Below are 26,118 nucleotides of genomic sequence, written 5' to 3'. Positions count from 1 at the left end.
TCTTATATATTCTCACATAGAGATGAGGTACTAATTAGGAATCAAACGTACAGTTATTATTAATTTAAGGAGAAGCGAATAGTTGAATACTAATTATCTTGCTGTAAAAACAGTAAAAAACAAAATGAGTGATAAAAACTACTTTGAAGGGAAATGAGGATAAAATGGATAGTATAATTTTTGATTTAGATGGAACCATCTGGGATTCAATAGACACAGTACTTTTGGCTTGGAATAGCGTTATAAGAAAAAATAATCAAATAAAACGTGAAATAATGAGGCAAGACTTTGAATGTACAATGGGTTTACAGATGAATGAAATAAGTACGAAACTTTTTCCTACCTTGAGTTATAAGGAACAACAACAACTAGTAAAGGATTGTTCTGAATTAGAACTTTCTTTTATTGAAAAACATGGTGGTGTTCTTTATCCAAATGTAGAAAATGTCCTAAGTGAGCTTTATCAGAAATATAAACTATACATAGTTAGCAACTGCCAAGAAGGATATATAGAAGCTTTTTATAAGTACCATAAACTCGAAAAGTATTTTTTAGATTTTGAAAATCCAGGGAGAACATCCTTATCAAAAGGGGAAAATATTAAATTAATTATTGATAGAAATAAATTATCAGATCCAGTTTATGTAGGAGATACACACGGTGATTTAGAAGCAGCTAGATTTGCTAATATCCCTTTCATATATGCTAAATACGGATTTGGGAAAGTAAATAACTATGATGAAGTGATTGAAAGTTTTGAAGAGCTTTTAAATGTTTTCTAGTGGGGCATTAACTATTTAAGGGAAATTAATGGAAAAAAATAAAATAATGAATAGATTGAATATATTTGCATACAGTGATATAGTTTTTTTTGAATAAAACAAAGGAGGGGGTACCGATATGAAAAAAAGATCATTGAATTCTTTATCTAAAGGTGTGGGGTACTCAACTGCCGTTTTTTTCGTGTTCGCTAATCATGGGAGAAGTCTGTCTAATTTTAGAAATAAACGACTAAAATCCTTTGATTAGATTCTCTAATTAAAGTAGTGGGATATTAACCACAGGTCGTTTCCTGTGGAGGTTATTTATACATTCATGTTATTTAAAACCACAGGAAAATTTTCCTGTGGTTTTTGTATTTTCAGAGGGAGGAAAGAACATGGAGAAAACACAAGAGCTATTTATTAGGCAATTGGAAATAACAGATGCGGAGGATTTACTAAAGTTAGAGATTGAAAATAGAGATTTTTTCCAACTCTATGCACCACTAAAAGATGAAAAGTTTTATACTCTTGATGGGCAAGTTGAGCGAATAAAAAATTGGGTTTTACTAGCTGAGCAGGACTCAGTTTATGCTTTTGGAATATTTCTTACTGACAGCAAACAGCTTATTGGGAATGTAACACTATCTGAGGTTGCAAGAGGTAACTATCAGAGTTGTTGGATTGGATATTCTCTAGACCGCAAGCAAAATGGGAAGGGATACATGACAAAGGCCGTAAAATTAGTTGTAGACTATGGATTTAATGAATTAAAATTACATCGAATTGAAGCTGGAGTAATGCCTCATAATATAGGTTCCATGAAGGTACTAGAGAAAGCGGGGTTTCATAAAGAGGGTATTGCGATAGAAAATGTTAAAATTAATGGGAAGTGGGAAAATCATCAAACTCTTGCGATTGTCAATAATGAAAAGGACAAACCGAAAGTAATTAGAAAAAACCCACTAGGCATTGCATCGCCAATTGGAGATTACAGTCACCTAACGATTGTACCAAAAGGAGCGGAATTAATTACGCTATCAGGTCAAGTAGGAGTAGATAGAGAAGGGAATATTCCTGTTTCAGTTGAAGAACAATTTCAAATTGCATTAGAGAACACTATAACACTTCTTAATAGTGAGAATATAAATGCTGATGGAATTATTAAAGTGAATATTTGGTTAACCGAAACAGTAGATAGGGAAGTATTTGTAGATATTTATAAAAAATTTCACAATGGTTCCTCACCTTCTATGACACTTGCGTATATTTCGGCTCTAGGAACTCCCGACCTTAAAGTAGAAATAGAGGTTTGGGCTGCTCGTTTGTAGTGTAGTCTAACTTAACAATTCCTATTAATAATATTCTAATAAAAAAAACGTTGATCTAAATGGATTAACGCCTTTTTACAACAAGATGCTCTTTCTATTAATATTTCATTAAGAATCCTTTTTGTAAAAAACTGCACTTTTACTGCTTCGTTAGTTGAAGTAGAATTATGTGATTTTAGGGATTGAGATCATATTTTAGTTATTTGTTTAAAGGGCGCAATTCTGGAGCAAGAATTGTGCTTTTTCTATATGTATAGGACTAGTATGTGGAGTATTTATGAATCCTTTGGTTAAGCTTTCCGTATTAAGAATAAAAGATACTATAGGAGTTTATAGATGTTCAAGGAAAATAATAGATTATGCAAATGGGAATGCATTGATATATCCCGTCAAGGACAATTATGATAAAGGAGTTGTATAAAGTGAATGAAAATAAAGGTACAGAATTAAAACGCTTTTCAAAAGCAGAAAACATACTACCTCAGATCAATAGTAAAACTAAGCTAGGCGACTTACGAAAAATCGCGAAGGACATTAAGAAAGATCACGAACTAGCAATGGAACTTTGGTCAACCGAAGAGTTTTTGCCCAGACTATTAGCAATCTTAATTATGGACAAAAAACTTCTTTCACAAGATGTACTAAATAGGCTTGATAAGGATATGCAGACTCACACTTTCGATGAGCGAAATAACTTAATGGATTGGTTAATGGCTAATCAGCTCACCAAAGATAAGAAAAATATTGGATTGATGGAGTCATGGGAAAATAGTCCTTCTGCGCTTCAAAGACGAGCTTTCTGGTATTATCAAGGGCGATTGAGATGGACTGGACAAACACCACCTGATAACACTGAATACTTGCTATCTGTAATGGAAGCTAATATTACGCAGGAAGAACCGGAAGTTCAATGGGCTATGAATTTCACCGCAGGCTGGATAGGCGTTTATGATGAAAAGAATCGAGCACGTTGTATTAAACTTGGTGAGAAAACGGGTCTTTACAAAGATGAAAAAGTAGCAAAAGGATGTACTCCCAGCTATTTGCCGGAGTTCATTACAATTGAAGTTAACAAACGACATAATAATTAGTTACTTCTGAAAAATCTTTTAGGGTTTAATGCAAAAAATAAAGGAATTCAAAGAATCAATATGAAAGTTTTAATAGGCTTTGGATCGAAACATAAAGAAAACAACACTTTATGGCAGCTAGTTAGTGAAATATGCAAGGAAGTTGGAAGGGATTAACCCACTATGTTTGCGTTGCTGTTGAAGATATTGAAGCTATTGTTGCAAACTTGAAAAAGAAGGGCACAGAAATCTTTAGTGAGTAGAGCAATATGAAGAAAGTTATAAGTTACGCTACGTCGTGGTCCAGATGGAATTATTTTAGAGTTGGCAGAGAAAATAAGATAAATATTGAATAGAACATTAAATGGTTTAGAGCTCCGACTTTAAAGATTTCTTCATAAACTATCAGGTGTTTTCCTTATAAGAAGGAGAAGTGCCATTTTTGTTGAATTTATTGAACTAACGGAACGTTTTGGTAATAAAAGGGATTTGTAATGAGGTTAACGAAATATATCTTTTATACTAAATTTCTGAAAAGAGGCGTTTTTTATGAATGTCCAATTTGATTTTTCCGTAAATGAAAAAACATATGGAGTTATTGGGGAAAGAAATTTAAAATTGTACATATTTCAGCCAGTAACGCAAAAAAAAGATAGAACTGCTATTCTTTTTTTTAATGGTGGTAGTTTTAATAAAGGAAAATACACAGCAGCACAGTTTCAACATCAAGCAAATTATTTTTCTTCAATAGGTATTGTTTCAATATGTGTTGACTATCGAAATGCTAATGACGAAGAATTCAGTCCTATCCAAGCTATTTCTGACGCTAAAACTGCCGTTAGATGGGTTCGGCAAAATAGTAATGATTTAGGTGTAGACCCAGAAAAAATTGTAATGTGTGCAGCCTCTTCAGGTGGTTATACCGCTGTTTCGTCCATTATGTTTGAAAATATAAATAATGAAAATGATGATATTTATATAAGCAATATACCTAACGCTTTAGTCATTTTTGCTGCTGGTATGAATGGCTTGGATATTACTGAAAGGTTGTTCCCTGAATTGAAAGCAATGGCACACCAAATATCTCCTATGCACAATATCAAAAAGTGTTTACCACCAACAATTTGGTTTTGTGGAACAGCAGATATAGCTTTCGAACAGAATAAAAAATTTTGTAATGAGATGGTCAAAGTTGGAAATACCTGTATGTTTATACCTTATGAGGGAATGGAACACGGCTTTTTCAATTATGGGTTACACCAAAACATTCCTTACAATGATACAAATCAGCAGATAGAAATATTTTTGAGGTCATTGGGTTTTGTTAATCGTAGTATTTAATTGTGAATAGTTTCACTTAAACTAACGAGTTCAATAAGAAATATAACTAAATAGAATAACTGCACTCCAATTGTTGACTTTGTCTATCAATTGGAGTGCAGTTCAATTTATCTATACGATTTTATGTTTTTTAGTATGTTAAAACTACTTAGATTTAACTGCATTTTTTTCTAAAAAATCTCCCCAACATATCTAGATTCTGGCCGATAAATGGTATTATCTTCTGCTTGTTCTAGGATGTGCGCAGTCCAACCAACCACGCGACTTGCTGTGAATGTCGGGGTAAAAAGTTCAGGCTCCAAATCGATTGCCTTCATAATCGCAGCCGCGTAAAATTCTACATTTGTGTATAAAGCCCGACCTGGTTTGAATTTTTCTAATAAAGTGATGGCGATATTTTCGACCTCCATCGCTAAATCCAACCAATCATCTTGGCCACCTAATTCTTTTATCTTAGTCTTTAATGCAACGGCACGAGGATCATGGGTTTTATAGACTCGGTGGCCAAATCCCATTAATTTTTCGCCTCTTGTTAGCTTCTCTCTTATAACTTTTTCAGCATTCTTTGCAGAAGAAATATCATCTAATAATTCAATGACTCCAGATGGAGCACCACCGTGAAGTGGGCCCTTCATTGTGCCAATAGCGGAAGTAACAGCAGATACGATGTCTGATTCAGTTGATGCTGTCACACGGGCTGAAAAGGTTGAGGCATTCATGCCGTGTTCTAATGTTAAAATCATATAGGATTCTAAGGCTTTAGCATGTGCATATTGAGGGACTTCCCCCGTTAGCATATATAAATAATTCTCTACATGAGCTAGATCAGAACGAGGAGAAACATCTTCCACGCCTTCTAACGCTCTTTTACGAAACGCAATGATAGTTGGGATAATGGCGGTCAATTTAATAGCTTGAGAGATCGTTGGTGGAAAATGGTATTCCCCATAGCCGCTTTCAGCAGAAATGGCTGTTCGAAGCACGCTCATTACATCCATCGACCTTGGCAATAAAGTAATAATCGTCTTCATTTCTTCTGATAAAAATCGGTTTTTTCTAAGCTCTTCGTTCAACCACAAAAGTTCATCTTTATCTGGCAAATGTCCGTACCACAGTAAATAGGCAACTTCCTCAAAAGTACACTTCCCAGCAAGTACCTTAGCATCATAACCCCGATAAATTAGCTGTCCTTTCTCTCCGTCAATATGAGAAATTCTTGTTTCAGTAGCTACAACCCCTTTTAATCCTTTATGCATCATAAAAAATTTCCCCTTTCCCTCTTTTATATTATTCTATAAAATAATCATTATTAAGAAAATTAAATAATTTCAAATAAAATGATTAAGATATTTAATAAGGAGAAAGCAGATGGATTTTCAATGGTTAAATACGTTCGTCATGGCTGTCAGGTGTGAAAACTTTCGTAGAGCGGCAGAACTACTTTATATTTCTCAGCCGTCGGTAACCGTTCATATCAAACTGTTAGAACAAAGTTTAGGAGTGCAATTATTTCAGCGAGAGGGGAAAAAGATCAAACTAACGGAAGCGGGACTGAGATACTATGTTCATACAGAAAAATTGCTAGAGTTATATAGAACAGGATTAGAAGATTTGAATTCTTTTAGCCAAGGGTATTGCACAAAACTTTCACTTGGGATTTCTCCCTTAATTGCGGACACGATTTTACCATTCGTCATTAAAAGCTATACAGACAAACATCCTGAAGTGGAAATCTCCATTAAGGTGCTTGACTCCGTTGATATTGAGGAAGCTGTATTAAAAGAGGATGTCGACTTAGGCCTTTCCTGCCTGAATAGTCAGCATTCAAAATTGACCTGTGAACTATTATATAAAGATCGAATATTGTTTATTGCTCCTCATGATGGGCGGGATGCAGAAACGGCTCCACCTGTAGACGAGGAAGAACTTTTTTCTCAGTATTATTTATTTACGCATAACCATCCTGGCTATTGGAATGAATTGTGTACCACTGTTAAGAACAAATATCCCAAAATAAAAATGATGAAGGTCTCACAAACTCATATCACGAAAAGATTTATCGTAGAAGGGTTAGGTGTATCCTTTTTGCCAGAATCCACAGTAAGGAGAGAATTGTTGGAAGGAAGATTGTTAGAGGTACATGACCACTCTTTCAACTTACCAGAGGCCAATACTTATGCCATCATGAAGTACAAGCACTCTCAGCAAAAGGAATTTCTTGAATTTCTTTCAAATTATCGAATATAAAAATCGGTGGAGAAATTCCCACCGATAATGTCTATTTTAAGCCAGACTCTAGAGCTTGCAGCATTTCTTGTCGTTCTTCCTCAGAGGCATTGTTCCAAATGATTTCAAAAAGGACCCCAAGGCCAGGAAGCATTTTTTCCTCACCGTTTTGAATCGCATCAACGATTGTATCTCTTAATTCATCCTGCGAATTTCCTGAAACATTGTGAATGATCGCATTGCGCAAATTTAAGTTCATATGTACACACTCCCTCGTTTTAATGTACTTCTTTATTTATGTTTTCTTCTTTTTCAAAGAATATGTATGATAATGGAAAGAACCTTTGAAGATTCACATATGTACGCTATAATGAGGAAACTAAAGTAGTCTAAGGTAAAAGGAGATACAATCGCTTTGAAATATATTCAATCCGCTCAAAATCCACAATTTAAACAGTGGAAAAAACTTTTAACAAAAAAGGAACGAGATAAGACAGGAACTTTTTTAGTAGAAGGATTTCATCTTGTTGAAGAGGCGCTCAAGGCTAATGCAATACTTGAAATCATTATTAGCGAAGGAATTGAAATACCACAACGAATGGATTATGGTTCCACTTCGATTACGACGGTATCTAATGAAATCTTTCGTGAATTGAGTGATACAGAAACACCTCAAGGGGTACTTGCGGTTTGTGAGGCACCAAAAAAAGACGCACAGCCTGAGGGAAAACAATTTTTACTTATTGATGCTGTTCAAGATCCAGGGAACTTAGGTACGATGATCCGCACAGCTGATGCAGCTGGAATGGATGCTGTGATCGTTGGAAATGGAAGTGTTGACACTTATAATCCGAAGGTGATTCGCTCAGCGCAAGGAAGCCATTTTCATCTTCCAGTCGTACGAGGCAATCTAACGGAATGGATCCAGAAGTTAAAGGGCCAGGATATTGAGGTTTTTGGAACGTCTTTAGAAAATGGACATATATATACGGAAACGAAAGCCACAGACTCGTTTGCTCTACTTGTTGGTAATGAAGGAAACGGTGTGAATAAGGATTTACTAGCTATGACTTCAAGGAATTTGTTTATTCCGATCTATGGAAAAAGCGAGTCACTAAATGTTGCTGTTGCAGCAGGGATTCTTTTATATTATTTGAAAGGTTGAATCCTTAGCTTGTATGTACTATAATTAACAGCGATATTATTTTTACATAAAAAAAACATTGACGGAGAAAAGTAGCTTACCTCTACTATTTAGGGAGAAAATGCCTTAGACTGAAAGCATTTTTATAGAAAAAGTAAGTGAAGTTCACCTCCTGAGTTGGCATCGGGACCAGAGAAAATGCTAAGCAAGCCGCTTCCGCATTTCAATGTAAAGATGCATCGGCGCTGAGCCGTTATCCGAATGAAGTGAGCCATATTTATATGGCTAATTAGGGTGGTACCGCGAATAATAAACCTCGTCCCTTTCTATAGGGATAGAGGTTTTTTTGTATTGTTTGGAACCGTTCATCTTTATTTGCGACACTTAATTACATACGAATATAAAGGAGGATTTACGATGCAAGAAAGATTAAAAGAGCTTCAACAGGAAGCATTAGAAGCGATTCAACAAGCTACAGACTTAAAAGCATTAAATGAAATTCGTGTCTCTTACTTAGGAAAGAAAGGCCCAATTACAGAAGTATTAAAAGGAATGGGAAAGCTTTCAGCAGAAGAACGTCCGAAAATGGGTGCTTTAGCAAATGAAGTTAGAGATATCATCTCTGCCAACATTGAAGAAAAACAACAAGGATTAGAAGCAGCAGCAGTAGAAGCACAGCTTGCATCTGAAACAATTGATGTGACTCTTCCTGGAAGACCTGTTCAGACGGGAAATCACCATCCATTAACTCGCATTGTGGAAGAAATTGAAGACTTATTTATTGGGATGGGCTATACAGTTGCAGAAGGTCCAGAAGTTGAAAAGGACTATTATAACTTTGAAGCATTGAACTTACCAAAGAGTCATCCGGCTCGTGATGCCCAGGATTCCTTCTATATTACAGAAGAGGTACTACTTCGTACGCAAACATCTCCAGTTCAAGCAAGAACAATGGAGAAGCATGATGGGAAAGGTCCAGTAAAAATTATTTGTCCTGGTAAAGTATACAGACGTGATAGCGACGATGCGACTCACTCTCACCAGTTCATGCAAATTGAAGGACTAGTAGTAGCTGAAAACATTCGCATGAGTGACTTAAAAGGGACACTTGAATTATTTGCGAAAAAACTTTTCGGCGAAGACAGAGAAATCCGTTTACGTCCAAGCTTTTTCCCATTCACAGAGCCTTCCGTAGAGGTTGACGTTTCATGCTTTAAATGTGGTGGACACGGATGTAATATCTGTAAGCAAACAGGCTGGATTGAAGTATTAGGTTCAGGAATGGTTCATCCGAATGTACTAGAAATGTCTGGCTTTGATTCAAAGAAATACTCTGGATTTGCTTTTGGTATGGGTGTAGAACGTATTGCGATGTTGAAATACGGCATTGACGATATTCGTCATTTCTATACAAATGATGTTCGTTTCTTAAAGCAATTTCAGGTGAAGGAATAAAGGGGGAGTTAGACATGTTCGTTTCTTATAAATGGCTACAAGAATATGTAGATTTATCAGGCATTACACCTGATGAACTAGCAGAAAAAATTACTCGTAGTGGAATTGAAGTTGAAGGCGTAGAGGTGTTAAATGAAGGACTAAAAGGCATCGTCATCGGTCATGTCCTTGAACGTGAACAACATCCAGACGCAGATAAATTAAGCAAGTGTTTAGTTGATATTGGAGAAGAGAACCCAGTTCAAATTATTTGTGGTGCTCCAAACGTTGATAAGGGGCAGAAGGTTGCAGTTGCTACAGTAGGAGCAGTTCTTCCTGGAAACTTCAAAATCAAAAAGGCAAAACTTCGTGGGGAAGAATCAAACGGAATGATCTGTTCCCTTTCTGAATTAGGAATTGAAGGAAAATTGATCGCAAAGGAATTCTCTGAAGGCATTTTTGTTTTTCCGAATGACGTAACAGTTGGTGAAGACGCGCTAGAAAAATTACAGCGTGATGATCAAATTCTAGAGCTTGGCTTAACGGCAAATCGTGGAGACTGCCTAAGCATGCTGGGAGTGGCTTATGAAGTAGGAGCTATTTTAAACAGAGAAGTGAAGCTTCCAAATCCGGCAGTGAAGACTATTTCTGAAAAGGCTACAGACTATGTTCAAATCAAGGTAGAAGCTAAGGAAGATAATCCATTATACGTTGCGAAAGTAATCAAAAACGTTACAGTTACTCCTTCTCCATTATGGATGCAAGGAAGATTAATGGCAGAAGGTATCCGTCCGCATAACAATGTTGTCGACATTACGAACTATATTCTTCTTGAATACGGTCAACCTCTTCACGCATTTGATTACGACCGTCTTGGTTCAAAAGAAATCTTAGTGCGTCGTGCAAAAGTTGGGGAGAAAATGGTTACCCTTGATGATGCTGAAAGAACGTTAACAGCAGACCATCTTGTGATCACGAATGGCAGTGAACCAGTGGCACTTGCTGGGGTTATGGGTGGAGCTAATTCAGAAGTGAAGGCAGATACAACAACAGTATTACTTGAATCTGCTTATTTCGTTGGTCCAACAGTTAGAAAAGCATCAAAAGACCATGGACTTAGAAGTGAAGCAAGTTCACGCTTTGAAAAAGGTGTAGATCCAAATCGTGTTCGTGCAGCAGCAGAACGAGCAGTTGAGCTTTTAGCGCTATATGCTGGTGGAGAAGTATTAGATGGTGAAGCAGTCGTTGATACACTTCAGGTTGAACCAGTTGTTATCTCGATCACTTTAGAAAAAATTAATCGAGTTCTTGGAACTAATATTTCTATTGAAGAAGTTGCAAACATTTTTACACGCCTTCAATTTGAAACAAGTGTTGATAATGAAACAATCACAGTAACAGTACCAACTCGCCGTGGTGATATTACGATTGAAGAGGATTTAATTGAAGAAGTGGCTCGTTTGTACGGCTATGATAATATTCCATCCACATTGCCGATGGGTTCTTCAACACCAGGTTACTTAACGACTTATCAACAAAAAAGACGTACGGTTCGTCATTATTTAGAGGGAGCAGGACTTTACCAAGCTGTTACTTACTCTTTAACTAGCGAAGCGAAAGCAACGCAATATGCGCTTGAAACACGTGAGCCAATTAAGCTTGCTATGCCAATGAGTGAAGACCGTAGTCAGCTTCGTTTAAGTATCATTCCTCAGTTGTTAGAGGTAGTAAAATATAATGTTGCTCGCCAAATTGACAGTGTGGCTGTTTATGAAACAGGTCCTGTTTTCTTATCGAATGGAACAGATGCACTTCCAGATGAGCGTGAGCACTTAGCTGGTGCGATTACTGGTTTGCGTGAGCAGCATCAATGGCAAGGAGAAAAGAAGGAAGTAGACTTCTTTGTCCTTAAAGGAATTTTAGAAGGTTTATTTGCGAAGCTGGGCCTTGAGCAAAAGGTTGAGTATCGCCAAGCTGCTGTAGAGGGCATGCACCCAGGAAGAACTGCTCAAATTTATTTAGCAGGACAGAAAATCGGGTTCATTGGTCAGGTACATCCAACTGTTCAAAAGGATCTTGATTTGAAAGAAACGTATGTATTTGAACTAAGCTTAGAAACTGTATTTGCAGAGGAAGTTGCGCCATTGCAATACGAATCCATCCCTCGTTTCCCATCGATCACAAGAGATATCGCTCTTGTCGTTGGAAAGGAAAAGGTAGCGGGTGAAATCGAGAGCATTATCGTTGAAGCTGGTGGAAAGCTATTGAAGGACGTTCATGTGTTTGACCTATATGAAGGTGAACATATGGAGCCTGGTAAAAAATCACTTGCGTTCTCACTAAAATATTTCGATCCAGAAAAAACATTAACAGATGAAGAAGTAACAAAGGTTCACGAAAAAGTATTAGCGGCAGTGAAGGAAAAGTCTGGAGCTGTGTTAAGAGGATAGTAAGAAAAGCGCAAGCGCCTTGCTCATCGCCGTACAAACTGGAGGGGCATCGACTGAGATAAAGGAAACTTGAATTGCGTGAGCAATTCATAGTTGACTTATCGTAGGGAGGTGACCCGAAGTTTGCTAGGCGATAGGCGCTGGAGCTAGACATTTCTCAAAGTTGAGAATTATACATTCTTATATTGTGAATAAAACGAGTATAGCGTGGATGCTATACTCGTTTTTTCTTCATTCCTAACTCACTATTAGTCATTTTTACTTTTTGGCTCTGTTATTGTTTATTTTTTGATTTTCGATAGGTGTACTCACTTAACCGGAAAAATTCCGCTTATTTTGAAAAATTAACGGTTATTAGGTGAAATAGGAGAAAATTTTCCGTTAAAGGGGCTCAAAAAGCCTTAAAATCTTGAAAAGTGACTAGCTTAACCGGAAAAATTCCGCTTATTTATTGAGAAATAGGTGAATTTCTTGATTTAGCCGAAATTTTCCGCCTATTTTTCAATCTAATAAATTCAACACCCATCTTTAACAGAGCCTACTTTTTTAGCAAATTTATCGCTTTTTGGGTATTGGCAAAATGAAGTTTTACAAACTGAGGCAAGACAGTTTGTCCTTTTGATTTTATTAGTCGTGCGGCAGCCTTGTCTACACCAGGACCTGCGCCTTTAGGAATCGTAAAACCAGCCTGTTTAGATAAATTTTCAAAATGCTGAACAAAGGCATAACGAGCTAAGATTGAAGCGGCTGCCACAGCAAGATGAAGTCCCTCCGCCTTCGTGCTAAAATAAACATCCTCTTTATGGATGACCTGCTGCCCCTTTAAGTGTTGATAATACACATCTTTTTTGGCAAATTCGTCAATAAGAATGCCTTCTGGTTTAACAGGTGCAATTTTCGATAAAACGTGCCCAATTGCTTGATTATGAAGCAAGGCTTTCATTTTACCTTGAGACATGCCTTTTTGCTGAAGTTGGTTGTATTTTTCATTATGTAAAATTAGCAAACTATGAGGAACGATATTCTTGATTTGCTTGGCAATTTCGATGATTTTATCATCCTTCAGATTTTTCGAATCCTTTACTCCGAGCTCTTTTAACAGCGGAATTTGCTTTTTATCCACATAAGCAGCGACAACCGTGATTGGGCCAAAGTAGTCCCCAGTACCAACCTCATCAGAGCCAATGACCGACCAGGATTCAAAATTTGGCGGCAGCACAGTAGACGACTTAGGCGCGGTAGGTTTCGTGCTTAGTTTCTGCTCGGATTTTCCCCACCTGCTTGCTTCGCTTTCACTCCCGTTTCCTTGAAAAAGAACCTTCCCGCTCTTATAGGCTGTGATCGAACAGTTGGCTGTCTTGGCACTGAATACACTCCCAGGAGGAAGTTTGTCTGTTAATTGTGATTCATAGTGTTGCTTCATTTTTACTATATCAGGCATGCTTAATTTTAAAACAACTTGACTCATTTATACGCAACTCCAATCTATAAAGATACAAGAATTCCCATAAATCGCTTTCTTTAGACATACTTAGACTTTTCACTAATAATAGGTTCATGTTATCATAGTGAATAGGATTCAATGAATGGGGGGCATTTCGCTTGTCAGATGCACAGAAATCACGCACAACTGTTGATATTTTTGGACAGCAATATATAATCGTTGGAACGGAAAATCCGCACCATGTTAAACTAGTAGCTTCAATGGTTGATGAGAAAATGCGTGAAATAAGCTCCAAGAATCCCTCTCTCGATTCAAGCAAATTAGCCGTTTTGACAGCTGTGAATGCAGTCAATGATTATATTAAAATTAAGAATGAGCTTGAACGACTCGAACGAGAATTAAAAAGAGAAAAGGACTGAAAAAGTCATGCTAAGTCTCGCGATTTTGATTATATTAATAATTGGTTTTTTAATAGGTTTGAAAAGAGGGTTTATTCTCCAGTTTATCCACCTTATTGGATTTATTGTCGCCTTTATCGTGGCATATGTATACTATGCGGATTTAGCCCCGAAGCTTACCCTATGGATTCCATATCCAAGCTTCAGTCATTCAGCGTTCCAATTGCTGTTAGATAATGGCCATTTAGAAACTGCCTATTATAATGCAATTGCGTTTGTAGGTATATTTTTAGTGACTAAAATTGCTCTGCAAATCCTTGGCAGTATGCTGGATTTTGTTGCAAACCTCCCAATTTTAAAAACAGTCAATGTTTGGGCAGGTGGGTTATTAGGCTTCATAGAAGTATATCTTGTACTATTTATTTTGTTATACATAGCAGCTCTTTTACCAATCGGTTCGATTCAGGATGCTCTAGGAAATTCAATGCTAGCGAATATCATGGTTGAGCATACTCCATATTTTTCGAGCCAGATTAAGGAGTTATGGATAGATCATATTGCCTCTTAAACTTCTCTCCTATAGAGAAGTTTTTTTTCGAAGAAGCTCTACAGGTGGTTGTTGAGTTTTATAGATTGAAAAATAGGCGGAAGAATTCCGGCTAAATCAAGAAAATCACCTATTTATATATAAATAAGCGGAATTTCTCCGGTTAAGGGATACATTTTTCATGATTTTAAGGCTGTTTAGGTCATTTAGCGGAAAATTTCCGCTTAAATCACCTAATATCCATTAATTCTTCAAAATAAACGGAATTTCTCCGGTTAAGTGGATGCACCTGTCGGAAATCAACAATGAACAATAACAGAGCCTGTCGAAAAAGACATACTATAAAACCTTTTTCAATGTAGTACGTATAGAGAATAAGGTAACAATAATTGTATCGGATTGAATGGGGCTTGTAAAACGATCGTGTATGGGAAGAGGGTTATTTGGGATGGTAGATAAAAAGGATGTTATTCGTTTACTTGAAACGATTGCCACATATTTAGAATTAAAAGGGGAAAATCCCTTCAAGGTATCGGCATTTCGGAAGGCAGCGGCAGCGCTTGAAGTCGATGAACGCTCATTAACGGAAATAGATGATTTTACTCAACTTCAAGGAGTTGGGAAAGGGACCGCTTCCGTCATCGAGGAGTTTATCCAAACAGGGCAATCAACTGTTCTAAAGGAACTCCAAGCAGAAGTGCCAACTGGACTGATTCTTCTTCTCCAGATCCCTGGATTAGGTGGAAAAAAGATTGCAAAGCTTCATAAAGAGCTTGGGATTGAAAATGTCGATGATTTAAAACAGGCGTGTCTCGAAGGAAAAGTAAGTGCTCTCACTGGTTTTGGGAAGAAAACAGAAGAGAAGCTACTTGCATCAATTGAGAGTGTCGGAAGTCAACCGGACCGTCTCCCGCTTGCATATATGCTTCCGATTGCTAGTCAAATTGAAGAGAGTTTGAGCGGAATGGATTTTGTTCAACAATTTTCGAGAGCAGGCAGTATACGTAGAGTAAGAGAAACGGTTAAGGATTTAGACTTTATTATCGCTACGACCGAACCGCTAAAAGTTAAGGAACAGCTACTAGGACTTAAAAAAATTAAAGAAGTGATTGCTGCTGGAGATACAAAGGTTTCGGTCATCCTTGAATATAGTTATGATGTATCTGTAGATTTTCGTCTTGTGAAACCAGCAGAGTTTGCAACGACCTTGCATCATTTTACTGGCTCAAAGGATCATAATGTGAAAATGAGACAGCTGGCAAAAGAGCGTGGCGAAAAGATTAGTGAGTATGGTGTTGAGAATGTGGAAACAGGTGAAGTTCTGACATTCGCCTCTGAACAGGAATTTTATCAGCATTTTGGACTCCCGCTTATCCCACCAGAGATGCGTGAAGATGGCAGTGAGGTCGAGAATTATTCACTGGAGCAAGAGATAATTTCCCTAGAACATATTCAAGGGGATTTGCATATGCACTCTACGTGGAGTGATGGAGCTCATACGATTGAACAAATGGTTGAAGCCTGTCGAAAACTAGGCTACAAGTATATGGCGATTACGGACCACTCTCAATTTCTAAAAGTAGCGAATGGCTTAACAGTAGAACGATTAAGAAAGCAACGTGAAGAAATAAGACGATTAAATGAAAAATATGATGATATTACGATTTTAGCTGGCGTAGAAATGGACATTCTTCCAGATGGTTCGTTAGACTATGAGGATGAGTTCTTGGAGGAAATGGATCTTGTTATTGCGTCTATCCATTCTGGATTCTCCCAACCTAGAGAAAAAATTATGGAACGTCTAACAAATGCCTTAAAGAATAAGCATGTTGATATTATTGCTCATCCCACGGGAAGAAAAATTGGCGTACGCGAAGGCTACGATGTTGATATCGATTTATTAATCGAGCTTGCGAAAGAAACAAATACAGCGCTCGAATTGAACTCCAATCCAAATCGCTTAGATTTAAATTCAGAGAATATTCGAAAGGCTGCAGAGGCTGGCGTAAAGATTGTCATTAACACGGATGCTCATAAAATGGAGACCCTCCCTCATATGGAAATCGGTGTGTCGCAAGCGAAAAAAGGCTGGGTCAAACGTTCAAGCGTTATAAACGCAGCAGGCTTAGAAGAATTTCTTAGCTTCTTGCAAAAAAAATAATTGGTGTGCACATAGATTTGTGCGTTAGAGAAAAGGAGGTTCCTCTCCATGCAACAAAGAGTTCTAAAGGTATTAGAATTTGACAAAATCAAGGAGCAGGTGCTCGAACATGCTTCGTCTTCCTTAGGAAGATCATTAGTACAAGAACTTTTGCCTTCTACAAACCTTGAGGAAGTTGTAAAAAGACAGGAAGAGACCGATGAGGCTTCAAATATTTTACGATTAAAAGGAAATGTTCCACTAGGTGGGATATTTGATATACGTCAACATATTAAACGGGCAGAAATTGGCGGGATGTTAAGCCCACATGAACTTATGCAAATCTCAAGTACGATTCATGCGAGCCGTATGATTAGAAAATTTGTGGAAGATTTGATTGAAGAAGAGATTCAGCTTCCACATCTATCGGAATTGACAAATAAAATCGTCGTTTTAGCGGAATTAGAAGAAGCCATCCGTAATGCGGTTGATGATAATGGGGCAGTACTTGATAGTGCGAGTGAAGTATTACGTTCGCTCCGAAATCAATTGCGTGCAAAAGAGGGCAGAGTGAGAGAACGTCTTGAAAGTATGATTCGCTCTTCCAATGCGCAAAAAATGCTATCGGATGCGATTGTGACGATCCGAAATGATCGCTTTGTTATCCCGGTGAAACAAGAATATAGAGGACATTACGGCGGGATTATTCATGACCAAAGCTCATCGGGGCAAACATTGTTTATTGAACCACAATCGATTGTGCAGTTAAACAATGAATTACAGGAAATCCGTGTAAAAGAACAGCAGGAAATTGAACGAATTTTGATTGAATTGTCTGGTTTAGTAGCTGGGTATACGAATGAACTAAGAACGATCGTTTATGTGCTCGCACAGGTAGATTTTATGTTCGCCAAGGCTCGCTATGGCAAGAAAATTAAAGCATCTAAACCAAAGATGAATGATGAAGGTAGGATTTCGTTAGTAAAAGCAAGGCATCCATTAATTCCAACGAATGTGGTCGTGGCAAATGATATTTATCTTGGTAAAGACTTTTCAACGATTGTCATTACTGGACCAAATACAGGTGGTAAAACCGTGACCTTGAAAACGGTCGGACTTTGTACATTAATGGCTCAAGCCGGCCTACAAATTCCAGCCTTAGATGGGTCAGAAATGGCGGTATTTGGCTCTATTTTTGCTGATATTGGGGATGAACAATCGATTGAGCAAAGCTTAAGTACTTTCTCCTCTCATATGGTCAACATCGTTGAAATTTTAAATGAAGTAGACTTCCAGAGCTTAGTCCTGTTCGATGAGTTAGGTGCAGGGACTGATCCACAAGAAGGGGCTGCCCTTGCAATTTCGATTTTAGATGAGGTCTATAAAACGGGGGCACGTGTCATTGCTACTACCCACTATCCTGAGTTAAAAGCGTATGGATATAACCGAGAAGGGGTTATCAATGCGAGTGTCGAATTTGATGTTGAGACGCTCAGTCCTACGTATAAGCTGTTAATCGGAGTTCCGGGACGAAGCAACGCCTTTGAAATCTCCAAACGATTAGGTTTAAAGGAAAGCGTCATCGAAACAGCAAGGTCTCATGTGAGTGCCGATACGAATCAAGTCGAAAGCATGATTGCTGCGTTAGAGGAAAATAGACGTCAAGCAGAAAGAGAACGAGAAGAAGCGCATAGCTTAATGCGAGACGCTGAAAAGCTCCATGCGGACCTTCAGAAACAAATGGCTGAGTACTACAATCGCAAGGAAACCTTAGATGAAAAAGCGAAGGAAAAGGCTCAGCAGATTGTCGAAAAGGCCAAAGCAGAAGCTGAAGAAATCATTCGTGATTTAAGAAAAATGCAATTTGAAAAACATGCTGAAGTGAAAGAACATGAATTGATTGAAGCAAAACGACGTCTAGAAGAAGCTGTGCCAAAAACGAAGCAATCTAAAAAAGCAGCAGCAACAGCAAATCAGAAGCATAACTTCAAACCTGGAGATGAGGTTAAAGTATTAAGCTTTGGTCAAAACGGCCAATTGATTAAGCAGTCTTCAGACAATGAGTGGCATGTTCAAATTGGTATTTTAAAAATGAAGGTCGAAGAAAAGGACCTGCAATTTATTAAAAGTGAAAAAGTAAAAGAGACAAAACCTCTCTCTACAATTAAAGGCAAAGATTTTCACGTGAATCTTGAACTCGACCTAAGAGGTGAGCGGTTTGAAGACGCTTTGGTAAGGGTAGAAAAGTACATTGATGATGCCTTACTCGCTGGTTATCCACGGGTCTCGATTATTCATGGAAAAGGAACCGGCGCCTTGAGACAAGGTGTTCAGGAATATTTACGTAATCATCGCTCTGTCAAAAAAATCCGCTTCGGTGATGCTGGCGAAGGTGGAACTGGTGTTACAGTGGTTGAATTTAAATAATGGGGAGAGTTTAACATGAGTTTTTGGGAGAATGCTTTTGTCCAGACAGCTGGGTATTTCAGTATCGTGATTCTATGTTTAGTTGTCTTTTTAGCGATTTTTGAGCTGGTAACGAAGTATAGGAACTGGGAACAAATTAAAAATGGCAATATCTCGGTAGCTATGGCTACTGGGGGGAAAATCTTTGGTATCGGAAACGTATTTCGTCATTCTATCTCTCAACATGATAGTTTGTTTACGATGATCGGTTGGGGAGTATTTGGATTTTTCTTATTGTTGTTGGGCTACTTTATTTTTGAATTTTTTACACCAAAATTTAATATTGATGTAGAGATTGAGAACGATAATCGTGCTGTAGGTTTCATTTCAATGATGATATCCATAAGTTTATCTTACGTAATCGGTGCTAGCATTGCATAAGGAGCGAGTGCAAGTTGGAGAAATTAGCTAAAATCTTATTTGTTGTATGTGCCATCTTCTTTGTTGTTGGCGTGATTTACTTATTATAGTGAGGGCTGTTGATTTCCGCTGCAGTCATTTGCTTTCCGTTGGAGGTCCACAGGAAGCTCCATTGAGGCATTACGCGAGACCACTGTTGCAATAATCTCTGTATGAAGCGCTCATGAAGACAACTATTGCAAGAATCCGGTGAAAGCTGTCCGCATGAAGTGTTCATAAAGACAACTATTACAAGAAACCAGAGAAAGATGTCCGCATGACAGAAAAGTTCGGTATTCTAGGTACCACAGGATTAGTCTGTGGTATCTTTCATTTATTAGACACTATTTTTTAATATCAGCCTCAACATGTTTAAGGAGAAAAATGAAATGTACTATGTGTTGCTAACATTGGGTTTCGTGTTTTGTGTATTTGGAATCGTCGGTTTTATTTATATGTGGATTGCAAAAAGGTTTTCTTTTTTTGATAAATTTAAGGCACTTGTTGGAGTTGTTCTAGGGGGCTTATTACTTTGGATAACTCTTCCTAGCCTGAAATACATGATATTTAAGGAGTATGATGTTGTAAAAGGGAGCTGTACCATCGAAATTGATTCATCTGGACGTTCTAGTGAAGCAATATTTAGAATGCCGGATACGGACGAAGTATTTTCTTTTTCAGATATTCCGGAATTGGATGCCTATGGGAAAGCTATTCCTTATTATTGTGAGGTAACCGTTTCAAAAGATCACATGTTTGAAGTGGATTATAAGATTTATGACGCGGAATCGAAAGAACTGATAACTAATAAGTAAATAGGGTATTTAATCAGAAGGATGTGCCGAACTTTGCAAGGTAGAATTGCAGAGTTCGGTACTTTTTTTGAGATTGGCCATTTCCTCTAGGACAAATGTGAATTGTCACAATATGTTTACTATATTATAATTGAGAAAGAACAATTCGAATGTTCTAAATTTTATAAGAACAGGGGGCCCGAATATGTCAGAGCTGAAGCCTTGGCTCAAGCACTATCCAGAAGAAATTCCACACACCTTGTCCTACACCGATGAACCCGTCCAAAACTATTTGAAAAATACAGCTGAAGAATTCCCTAACAAGATTGCTATTCATTTTATGGGTAAGGAAATAAGCTATAAGGAAGTTTACGAACGGTCGCTCAAGTTTGCAGCATATCTACAGGATTTGGGAATAGAAAAAGGGGATCGAGTAGCGATTATGCTACCGAACTGTCCGCAAGCCGTCATTAGTTATTATGGAATATTGTTTGCAGGTGGAATAGTCGTTCAAACCAATCCACTGTATGTAGAACGAGAACTTCAATATCAAATGCAGGACTCGGGAACAAAGATCATTGTGTCTCTAGATATTCTTTATCCACGCATTATGAAGGTGATGCCACAAACGGATTTAGAACATGTTATTGTAACCGCTATCAAAGACTATCTTCCATTCCCGAAAAATTTAATCTATCCATTTATCCAGAAAAAGCAATATGGCTTTTCAGTTGAGGTTAAACATGAAGGGAATCAACATCTTTTTACTGAAATACTAAATCAACCGCAAAAGTCATTGAAAGAGCTTGAATTTGATTTTGAAGAAGACCTAGCATTACTACAATATACCGGAGGAACAACTGGTTTTCCGAAAGGTGTCATGCTAACTCATAAAAATCTCGTTTCTAATGCAGCGATGTGTGAGGCTTGGCTTTATAAGTGTAAAAAAGGAGAAGAAGTGGTCCTCGGATTCCTGCCATTTTTCCATGTGTATGGAATGACAACCGTCCTAATTCTTTCAGTCATGCAAGGAAACAAAATGGTTCTTCTTCCGAAGTTTGATATGGAGACCGCTCTTAAAACAATACAAAAGCAGCGCCCGACATTATTTCCCGGGGCACCAACGATGTACATTGGCTTGTTAAATCATCCTGACTTACACAAATATGATCTCTCATCCATTGATTCTTGTATTTCTGGATCCGCCCCATTACCGGTAGAGGTTCAACAGAAATTTGAAGAGGTAACTGGAGGAAAGTTAGTAGAGGGTTATGGATTAACCGAGTCTTCACCTGTTACTCATGCAAACTTTCTATGGGATCGTCCACGTGTGAAGGGGAGTATTGGAGTACCTTGGCCAGACACAGATGCGGGGATATTTTCCTTAGAGACCGGCGAACGTTTACCAGCAGGTGAAATGGGAGAAATATGTGTGAAAGGTCCCCAAGTAATGAAAGGCTATTGGAATCGTCCTGAAGAAACTGCTCAAACCCTCCGTGATGGTTGGCTTTTAACAGGTGATTTAGGGTATATGGATGAAGATGGGTACTTCTATGTTGTGGACCGGAAAAAGGATATGATCATTGCGGGTGGGTATAATATTTATCCTCGTGAAATAGAAGAAGTGTTATATGAGCATCCAGATATTGTCGAAGTTGTTGTGGCTGGTGTACCTGATCCTTATCGAGGAGAAACGGTCAAAGCATATGTTGTTTTAAAAGAAGGAGCAACTGTAACAGAGAAAGAGCTGAATGAATTTGCACGTAAATCGCTCGCAGCTTACAAAGCACCAAGAATCTATGAGTTTAGAAAAGAATTGCCAAAGACAGCAGTAGGAAAAATTTTAAGAAGAACTTTGGTCGATGAAGAAAAGAAAAAACTAGAACAAGAAGAGAAAAAAGCTTAAATCCAATTATTTTTTTTGAACTGTAAGGCTTGTACACAAATTTTATCAGAAGGATTCATATTTTCTTGACATTCAATAAAATGGCTACTATCATAAAATTATGAATGACCATTCATTCATAATTTTATTTTTTATTTTTGGAATTATTTTAGTAAAATGGAATAGATACGAAAATTAACATAGATTTTTGCTTAGAGGTTTTTTGGAAGGAGTAAGTTGATTGAAAAAAGACAGACCAAAGTATATGCAAATTATTGATGCAGCCGTGATTGTGATTGCTGAAAATGGCTACCACCAAGCACAGGTATCAAAAATAGCAAAACAGGCAGGAGTTGCAGACGGAACCATTTATTTATATTTCAAAAATAAAGAGGATATCCTTATCTCTCTTTTTCAAGAAAAAATGGGTAATTTTGTAGAAAAAATTGAGGAAAAGATAGCAGGAAAACAAGTTGCGGCAGAGAAGTTATTAAAGATGGTCGAAACCCACTTTAAAATCCTTTCAGAAGATCCACAACTAGCTATCGTTACTCAATTAGAATTAAGACAATCCAATAAGGAACTTCGTTTAAGAATTAATAATGTACTTAAAGGGTACTTAAAGGTGATTGACCAAATTTTAATCGAGGGTATGGAAAGTGGAGAATTTGCTAGTGATTTAGATGTCAGACTAGCAAGACAAATGATTTTCGGTACGATGGACGAAACAGCGACAACTTGGGTCATGAGTGATTTAAAATATGACTTACAGGCATTAGCAGCTCCGGTTCATAAATTGCTCTTACATGGATGTAGCACGAAATAAAAAGGAGGAATTTAAGTGGAATACTTAAATTGGTCTTACGAAGATAGAATTGCAACGATTACCATTAATCGCCCACCAGCAAATGCTTTATCTTCAGGCTTAATCAGAGAACTTTCGGGTGTCCTGGATGAAATTGAGCCAAACAACGAAATACGAGTTGTTCTCATTCATGGAAAAGGGAGATTCTTCTCAGCTGGAGCCGATATTAAAGAATTCACAGAGGTTCAGACAGGCGATGCTTTTGCAAATTTAGGTCGGAACGGTCAAGACTTATTTGAGCGAATTGAAAATTTTCCGAAGCCTGTTATCGCAGCAATTCATGGAGCTGCACTAGGTGGCGGATTAGAGCTTGCAATGGCATGCCATTTTAGACTTGTAACTGAGAAGGCGAAGCTAGGATTGCCTGAATTGCAGCTAGGGCTTATCCCAGGGTTTGCAGGTACTCAGAGACTTCCTCGCTATGTGGGTGTTGCAAGAGCGGCAGAAATGTTATTTACCAGTGACCCAATTTTAGGCACTGAAGCCGTACAGTATGGACTTGCTAATCATGCTTATCCAGAAGAAGAATTATTGGATCAGGCTTATGCAATCGCGAAAAAGATTGCTAAGAAAAGCCCTGCTTCACTCAAGGCTGCTATTGAACTATTAAACTATGGGAAAACAAAAGAGTTTTATAGTGGTGTAGAAAAGGAAGCTGAATTATTCGGTGAAGTCTTTGCCTCTGAGGATGCAAAAGAAGGCATCTCAGCCTTCATTGAAAAAAGGGGGCCACAATTCAAAGGGAGATAATCCCTTTGAATTTTTCTGAAAATTGATAGCGTTAACATCCAATTGAGTTTAGGAGCTTGTATCTCGCAAGTCTCTTTAACATATTTTTGCGGTTCTGCATTACATTTGTGATGCGTATCGTTAGCAAGAGATTGATTTTGAAAAATATTAGGAGGGAAAAACATGAACATCTTTGTATTAATGAAAAGAACATTTGATACGGAAGAGAAGATCTCAATTTCTGGCGGAAAGATTAACGAGGATGGTGCAGAATTCATCATCAATCCTTACGATGAATATGCAATTGAAGAGGCGATACAAGTTCGCGATGCCCAAGGTGGAGAAGTTACCGTTATTACAGTAGGAAGCGAAGAAGCAGAAAAGCAACTTCGTACAGCACTTGCGATGGGAGCAGATAAGGCTGTCTTAATCAATACAGAAGATGACCTTGAATATAGTGACCAATTTACAACTGCAAAAATTTTAGCTGAATATTTAAAGGATAAAGACGCTGATTTAATTATTGGCGGAAACGTAGCTATCGACGGTGGTTCTGGTCAAGTTGGTCCACGTGTTGCTGAGCTATTGAATATTCCATATGTAACGACCATTACGAATCTAGAAATCAATGGTTCAACAGTAACCGTTGTTCGTGATGTTGAAGGTGACTCTGAAGTAATTGAAACTAGCTTGCCTTTACTTGTGACTGCTCAACAAGGTTTAAATGAACCGCGCTATCCTTCTTTACCAGGAATCATGAAAGCGAAAAAGAAACCGCTTGATGAATTAGAGCTAGACGATCTAGATCTAGAAGAGGATGACGTGGAAGCCAAAACAAAAACGATTGAAATTTACCTACCAGCTCAAAAACAAGCAGGAAAAGTGCTTGAAGGAGAGTTAGCTGATCAAGTAAAAGAATTAGTGAGCCTGCTTCATAATGAAGCAAAAGTAGTTTAAGACTGGGAGAAAACTTGAAAATATCACACAGGGGGAATCGAAATGGCTAGAAAAGTATTAGTGTTAGGTGAAGTCCGTGATGGACAATTACGTAACGTATCATACGAAGCAGTCGGTGCAGCAAAAACCATTGCTGAAGGTGGAGAAGTAGTTGGGGTACTCCTTGGCGCTTCTGTCAGTAGCTTAGCTGAAGAATTAATTCAGTACGGTGCAGACCGTGTTGTAGTTGTTGAAGATGAAAAATTAGCTCAATATACATCAGATGGCTATGCTCAAGGTTTAATCGCAGTGATTGAATCAGAGCAACCAGAAGGTTTAGTATTTGGCCATACTTCACTTGGAAAGGACCTATCTCCAAGAGTTGCAGGCAAATTGAGCTCTGGATTAATTTCTGATGTAACATACATTGAAGTTGAAGGTGGCAATATTGTCTTTACTCGTCCAATCTATTCAGGTAAAGCTTTTGAGAAAAAGATTGTGACCGACGGATTAATTTTCGCGACTGTTCGTCCGAACAATATTGCTCCGTTAGAAAAAGATGAGTCTAGAACAGGCGATGTATCAACACTATCTGTCGATATTAAAGATTTACGTACGATTATCAAAGAAGTTGTACGTAAGGCAACTGAAGGGGTTGACCTTTCAGAAGCAAAAGTGGTTATAGCAGGTGGCCGTGGTGTTAAGAGTGAGGAAGGCTTTGAGCCTTTGAAAGAGCTTGCTCAAGTACTGGGTGGAGCAGTAGGTGCATCTCGTGGAGCTTGTGACGCTGAGTATTGTGACTATTCTTTACAGATTGGTCAAACAGGTAAGGTTGTAACGCCTGACCTTTACATTGCTTGTGGTATTTCTGGAGCAATTCAGCACTTAGCTGGTATGTCAAATTCTAAAGTCATTGTAGCGATTAATAAAGATCCAGAAGCGAATATCTTTAACGTAGCTGATTACGGCATCGTTGGTGACCTTTTCGAAGTCGTACCAATGCTAACAGAAGAATTTAAGAAATTGAAAGTAAATGCTTAAAAGTAGTTTTGATATTGGACGGGCGGCGAAATCCGCTCGTTCTTTATTTTTAGCTGTTTTCGTGTCGTGAATAGAAGCCTTTTTTCAGGGAAAATTAGTTTCGAACAAATTATTAGCATCGCGTAATAATCGATGTTATACTGACCTTAGTATTTAATTACAATATTGGGCTATATAGGATTCAAGCTTATTTTCCTATTAATAGCTAGTTTATTTTAGGAGGCAAAACAATGGCGATTACAAATGTTACTGACCAAACTTTCGATACGGAAACTGGTTCTGGCGTAGTTCTAGCTGATTTCTGGGCACCATGGTGTGGCCCTTGTAAAATGATTGCTCCAGTACTTGAAGAATTGGATGCAGAAATTGGAGATAAGTTAAAAATCGTCAAGCTTGATGTAGATGATAACCAAGAAACAGCAGCTAAATTTGGTGTTATGAGTATCCCTACATTGCTTGTATTCAAAGATGGAGAAGTGGTTGATAAAGTAGTAGGCTTCCAACCAAAAGAAGCATTAGCAGAGCGCTTAAACTCCCATCTATAAAAGCTCTTTTCGCAAAGATTATTTTTTTGAATCATAGCTGGTATAATAAATTCCTATTTCGCCTCTAAAAGACAATAAGTGGGAGGCGAAAAGTGCTACGCAAAATCAATGTGTGTTTCTGAACTCAGTAGACGGTGTAAATGTCGGGTTTTGGACATTTACGAAAAAAACC

General features: G+C 37.9%; 23 protein-coding genes and 1 other annotated feature. Of the genes, 20 read left to right on the top strand and 3 right to left on the bottom strand.

Annotated features, from left to right (window positions below):
- Positions 1-164: 164 nt before the first annotated feature.
- From FA727_RS16635 to FA727_RS16615, 4 genes are all read left to right on the top strand, one after another.
- Positions 165-782 carry an HAD family hydrolase gene (locus tag FA727_RS16635; RefSeq protein WP_136832697.1) on the top strand — a complete coding sequence of 206 codons (618 nt, stop codon included), beginning with the start codon at positions 165-167 and terminating at the stop codon, positions 780-782.
- Positions 783-1,159: 377 nt separating this feature from the next.
- Positions 1,160-2,092 carry a GNAT family N-acetyltransferase gene (locus FA727_RS16630; RefSeq protein ID WP_136832696.1) on the top strand — a complete coding sequence of 311 codons (933 nt, stop codon included), beginning with the start codon at positions 1,160-1,162 and terminating at the stop codon, positions 2,090-2,092.
- A 422-nt stretch (positions 2,093-2,514) separates the two neighbouring features.
- Complete coding sequence (locus FA727_RS16625) at positions 2,515-3,183, top strand: DNA alkylation repair protein (protein WP_136832695.1); 669 nt, start codon at positions 2,515-2,517, stop codon at positions 3,181-3,183.
- Between the two features lie 528 nt (positions 3,184-3,711).
- The gene (locus tag FA727_RS16615; protein WP_136832694.1) at positions 3,712-4,503 is read left to right on the top strand and encodes an alpha/beta hydrolase; all 792 of its coding nucleotides are present in this window, start codon (positions 3,712-3,714) and stop codon (positions 4,501-4,503) included.
- Positions 4,504-4,673: 170 nt separating this feature from the next.
- Here FA727_RS16615 and FA727_RS16610 read toward each other — a convergent pair whose 3' ends face one another.
- Positions 4,674-5,762, bottom strand: a complete 1,089-nt coding sequence (locus FA727_RS16610; RefSeq protein ID WP_136832693.1) for a citrate synthase/methylcitrate synthase — start codon at positions 5,760-5,762, stop codon at positions 4,674-4,676.
- A 109-nt stretch (positions 5,763-5,871) separates the two neighbouring features.
- Between FA727_RS16610 and FA727_RS16605 the strand changes: the two genes are divergently transcribed.
- On the top strand, positions 5,872-6,750 hold the full coding sequence (locus tag FA727_RS16605) for a LysR family transcriptional regulator (protein ID WP_136832692.1): 879 nt from the start codon (positions 5,872-5,874) through the stop codon (positions 6,748-6,750).
- 31 nt (positions 6,751-6,781) lie between these two features.
- Here FA727_RS16605 and sspI read toward each other — a convergent pair whose 3' ends face one another.
- Positions 6,782-6,988, bottom strand: coding sequence for a small acid-soluble spore protein SspI (gene sspI, locus FA727_RS16600; protein ID WP_136832691.1), 207 nt, complete (start codon positions 6,986-6,988; stop codon positions 6,782-6,784).
- Positions 6,989-7,144: 156 nt separating this feature from the next.
- On the opposite strand from sspI, the gene FA727_RS16595 reads away from it, so the two are divergent.
- The 3 genes from FA727_RS16595 to pheT all read left to right on the top strand — a co-directional run bounded on the left by FA727_RS16595 (position 7,145) and on the right by pheT (position 11,757).
- Positions 7,145-7,894 (top strand): TrmH family RNA methyltransferase, encoded by a 750-nt coding sequence (locus FA727_RS16595; RefSeq protein WP_136832690.1) that lies wholly within the window; start codon positions 7,145-7,147, stop codon positions 7,892-7,894.
- Positions 7,895-7,943: 49 nt separating this feature from the next.
- Positions 7,944-8,200 (top strand) — a binding site (T-box leader).
- Positions 8,201-8,290: 90 nt separating this feature from the next.
- On the top strand, positions 8,291-9,328 hold the full coding sequence (gene pheS, locus FA727_RS16590) for a phenylalanine--tRNA ligase subunit alpha (RefSeq protein WP_136832689.1): 1,038 nt from the start codon (positions 8,291-8,293) through the stop codon (positions 9,326-9,328).
- A gap of 14 nt (positions 9,329-9,342) precedes the next feature.
- Positions 9,343-11,757, top strand: a complete 2,415-nt coding sequence (gene pheT / locus FA727_RS16585; protein ID WP_136832688.1) for a phenylalanine--tRNA ligase subunit beta — start codon at positions 9,343-9,345, stop codon at positions 11,755-11,757.
- Between the two features lie 538 nt (positions 11,758-12,295).
- Here the strand turns inward: pheT and rnhC are convergent.
- Entirely contained in the window at positions 12,296-13,225 is a 930-nt protein-coding gene (gene rnhC / locus FA727_RS16580; protein ID WP_136832687.1) for a ribonuclease HIII, read from the bottom strand.
- Between the two features lie 134 nt (positions 13,226-13,359).
- Between rnhC and zapA the strand changes: the two genes are divergently transcribed.
- The 12 genes from zapA (at position 13,360) to trxA (ending at position 25,946) form a co-directional block, all read left to right on the top strand.
- A complete protein-coding gene (zapA, locus tag FA727_RS16575; RefSeq protein ID WP_136832686.1) occupies positions 13,360-13,620 on the top strand; it encodes a cell division protein ZapA in 261 nt (86 codons plus the stop codon).
- Between the two features lie 7 nt (positions 13,621-13,627).
- Positions 13,628-14,167: a CvpA family protein gene (locus FA727_RS16570; protein WP_136832685.1), complete on the top strand. Its 540-nt coding sequence runs from the start codon at positions 13,628-13,630 to the stop codon at positions 14,165-14,167.
- A 427-nt stretch (positions 14,168-14,594) separates the two neighbouring features.
- Positions 14,595-16,307, top strand: coding sequence for a DNA polymerase/3'-5' exonuclease PolX (gene polX, locus FA727_RS16565; protein WP_136832684.1), 1,713 nt, complete (start codon positions 14,595-14,597; stop codon positions 16,305-16,307).
- 48 nt (positions 16,308-16,355) lie between these two features.
- A complete protein-coding gene (locus tag FA727_RS16560; RefSeq protein WP_136832683.1) occupies positions 16,356-18,713 on the top strand; it encodes an endonuclease MutS2 in 2,358 nt (785 codons plus the stop codon).
- Between the two features lie 15 nt (positions 18,714-18,728).
- Positions 18,729-19,133, top strand: coding sequence for a DUF350 domain-containing protein (locus tag FA727_RS16555; RefSeq protein ID WP_136832682.1), 405 nt, complete (start codon positions 18,729-18,731; stop codon positions 19,131-19,133).
- 407 nt (positions 19,134-19,540) lie between these two features.
- Positions 19,541-19,966, top strand: a complete 426-nt coding sequence (locus FA727_RS16550; protein WP_136832681.1) for a hypothetical protein — start codon at positions 19,541-19,543, stop codon at positions 19,964-19,966.
- Between the two features lie 184 nt (positions 19,967-20,150).
- Positions 20,151-21,851, top strand: coding sequence for a long-chain-fatty-acid--CoA ligase (locus FA727_RS16545; protein WP_136832680.1), 1,701 nt, complete (start codon positions 20,151-20,153; stop codon positions 21,849-21,851).
- Positions 21,852-22,071: 220 nt separating this feature from the next.
- Positions 22,072-22,656 carry a fatty acid metabolism transcriptional regulator FadR gene (gene fadR / locus FA727_RS16540; RefSeq protein WP_136832679.1) on the top strand — a complete coding sequence of 195 codons (585 nt, stop codon included), beginning with the start codon at positions 22,072-22,074 and terminating at the stop codon, positions 22,654-22,656.
- Positions 22,657-22,671: 15 nt separating this feature from the next.
- Positions 22,672-23,445, top strand: a complete 774-nt coding sequence (locus tag FA727_RS16535) for an enoyl-CoA hydratase (protein WP_136832678.1) — start codon at positions 22,672-22,674, stop codon at positions 23,443-23,445.
- A gap of 162 nt (positions 23,446-23,607) precedes the next feature.
- Positions 23,608-24,381 carry an electron transfer flavoprotein subunit beta/FixA family protein gene (locus FA727_RS16530; protein WP_126410450.1) on the top strand — a complete coding sequence of 258 codons (774 nt, stop codon included), beginning with the start codon at positions 23,608-23,610 and terminating at the stop codon, positions 24,379-24,381.
- A 42-nt stretch (positions 24,382-24,423) separates the two neighbouring features.
- Positions 24,424-25,401 carry an electron transfer flavoprotein subunit alpha/FixB family protein gene (locus FA727_RS16525; RefSeq protein ID WP_136832677.1) on the top strand — a complete coding sequence of 326 codons (978 nt, stop codon included), beginning with the start codon at positions 24,424-24,426 and terminating at the stop codon, positions 25,399-25,401.
- A gap of 230 nt (positions 25,402-25,631) precedes the next feature.
- Positions 25,632-25,946, top strand: coding sequence for a thioredoxin (gene trxA / locus FA727_RS16520; protein WP_126410448.1), 315 nt, complete (start codon positions 25,632-25,634; stop codon positions 25,944-25,946).
- Positions 25,947-26,118 lie beyond the last annotated feature (172 nt).

This window comes from Robertmurraya kyonggiensis (genome assembly GCF_005116465.1).
Lineage (GTDB): Bacteria > Bacillota > Bacilli > Bacillales > Cytobacillaceae > Robertmurraya > Robertmurraya kyonggiensis.
The sequence above is the reverse complement of the archived record's forward strand: the minus strand, read 5'-3'. Positions and strand labels throughout refer to the sequence as shown.

Coding starts and splice junctions, on each gene's coding strand:
- FA727_RS16570 (WP_136832685.1), top strand. CDS start 13,628: ATGCTAAGTCTCGCGATTTTGATTATATTAATAATTGGTTTTTTAATA.
- FA727_RS16550 (WP_136832681.1), top strand. CDS start 19,541: ATGTACTATGTGTTGCTAACATTGGGTTTCGTGTTTTGTGTATTTGGA.
- FA727_RS16630 (WP_136832696.1), top strand. CDS start 1,160: ATGGAGAAAACACAAGAGCTATTTATTAGGCAATTGGAAATAACAGAT.
- rnhC (WP_136832687.1), bottom strand. CDS start 13,225: ATGAGTCAAGTTGTTTTAAAATTAAGCATGCCTGATATAGTAAAAATG.
- FA727_RS16610 (WP_136832693.1), bottom strand. CDS start 5,762: ATGATGCATAAAGGATTAAAAGGGGTTGTAGCTACTGAAACAAGAATT.
- FA727_RS16560 (WP_136832683.1), top strand. CDS start 16,356: ATGCAACAAAGAGTTCTAAAGGTATTAGAATTTGACAAAATCAAGGAG.
- FA727_RS16530 (WP_126410450.1), top strand. CDS start 23,608: ATGAACATCTTTGTATTAATGAAAAGAACATTTGATACGGAAGAGAAG.
- FA727_RS16545 (WP_136832680.1), top strand. CDS start 20,151: ATGTCAGAGCTGAAGCCTTGGCTCAAGCACTATCCAGAAGAAATTCCA.
- pheT (WP_136832688.1), top strand. CDS start 9,343: ATGTTCGTTTCTTATAAATGGCTACAAGAATATGTAGATTTATCAGGC.
- FA727_RS16525 (WP_136832677.1), top strand. CDS start 24,424: ATGGCTAGAAAAGTATTAGTGTTAGGTGAAGTCCGTGATGGACAATTA.
- FA727_RS16635 (WP_136832697.1), top strand. CDS start 165: ATGGATAGTATAATTTTTGATTTAGATGGAACCATCTGGGATTCAATA.
- FA727_RS16555 (WP_136832682.1), top strand. CDS start 18,729: ATGAGTTTTTGGGAGAATGCTTTTGTCCAGACAGCTGGGTATTTCAGT.
- FA727_RS16605 (WP_136832692.1), top strand. CDS start 5,872: ATGGATTTTCAATGGTTAAATACGTTCGTCATGGCTGTCAGGTGTGAA.
- pheS (WP_136832689.1), top strand. CDS start 8,291: ATGCAAGAAAGATTAAAAGAGCTTCAACAGGAAGCATTAGAAGCGATT.
- sspI (WP_136832691.1), bottom strand. CDS start 6,988: ATGAACTTAAATTTGCGCAATGCGATCATTCACAATGTTTCAGGAAAT.
- polX (WP_136832684.1), top strand. CDS start 14,595: ATGGTAGATAAAAAGGATGTTATTCGTTTACTTGAAACGATTGCCACA.
- FA727_RS16615 (WP_136832694.1), top strand. CDS start 3,712: ATGAATGTCCAATTTGATTTTTCCGTAAATGAAAAAACATATGGAGTT.
- trxA (WP_126410448.1), top strand. CDS start 25,632: ATGGCGATTACAAATGTTACTGACCAAACTTTCGATACGGAAACTGGT.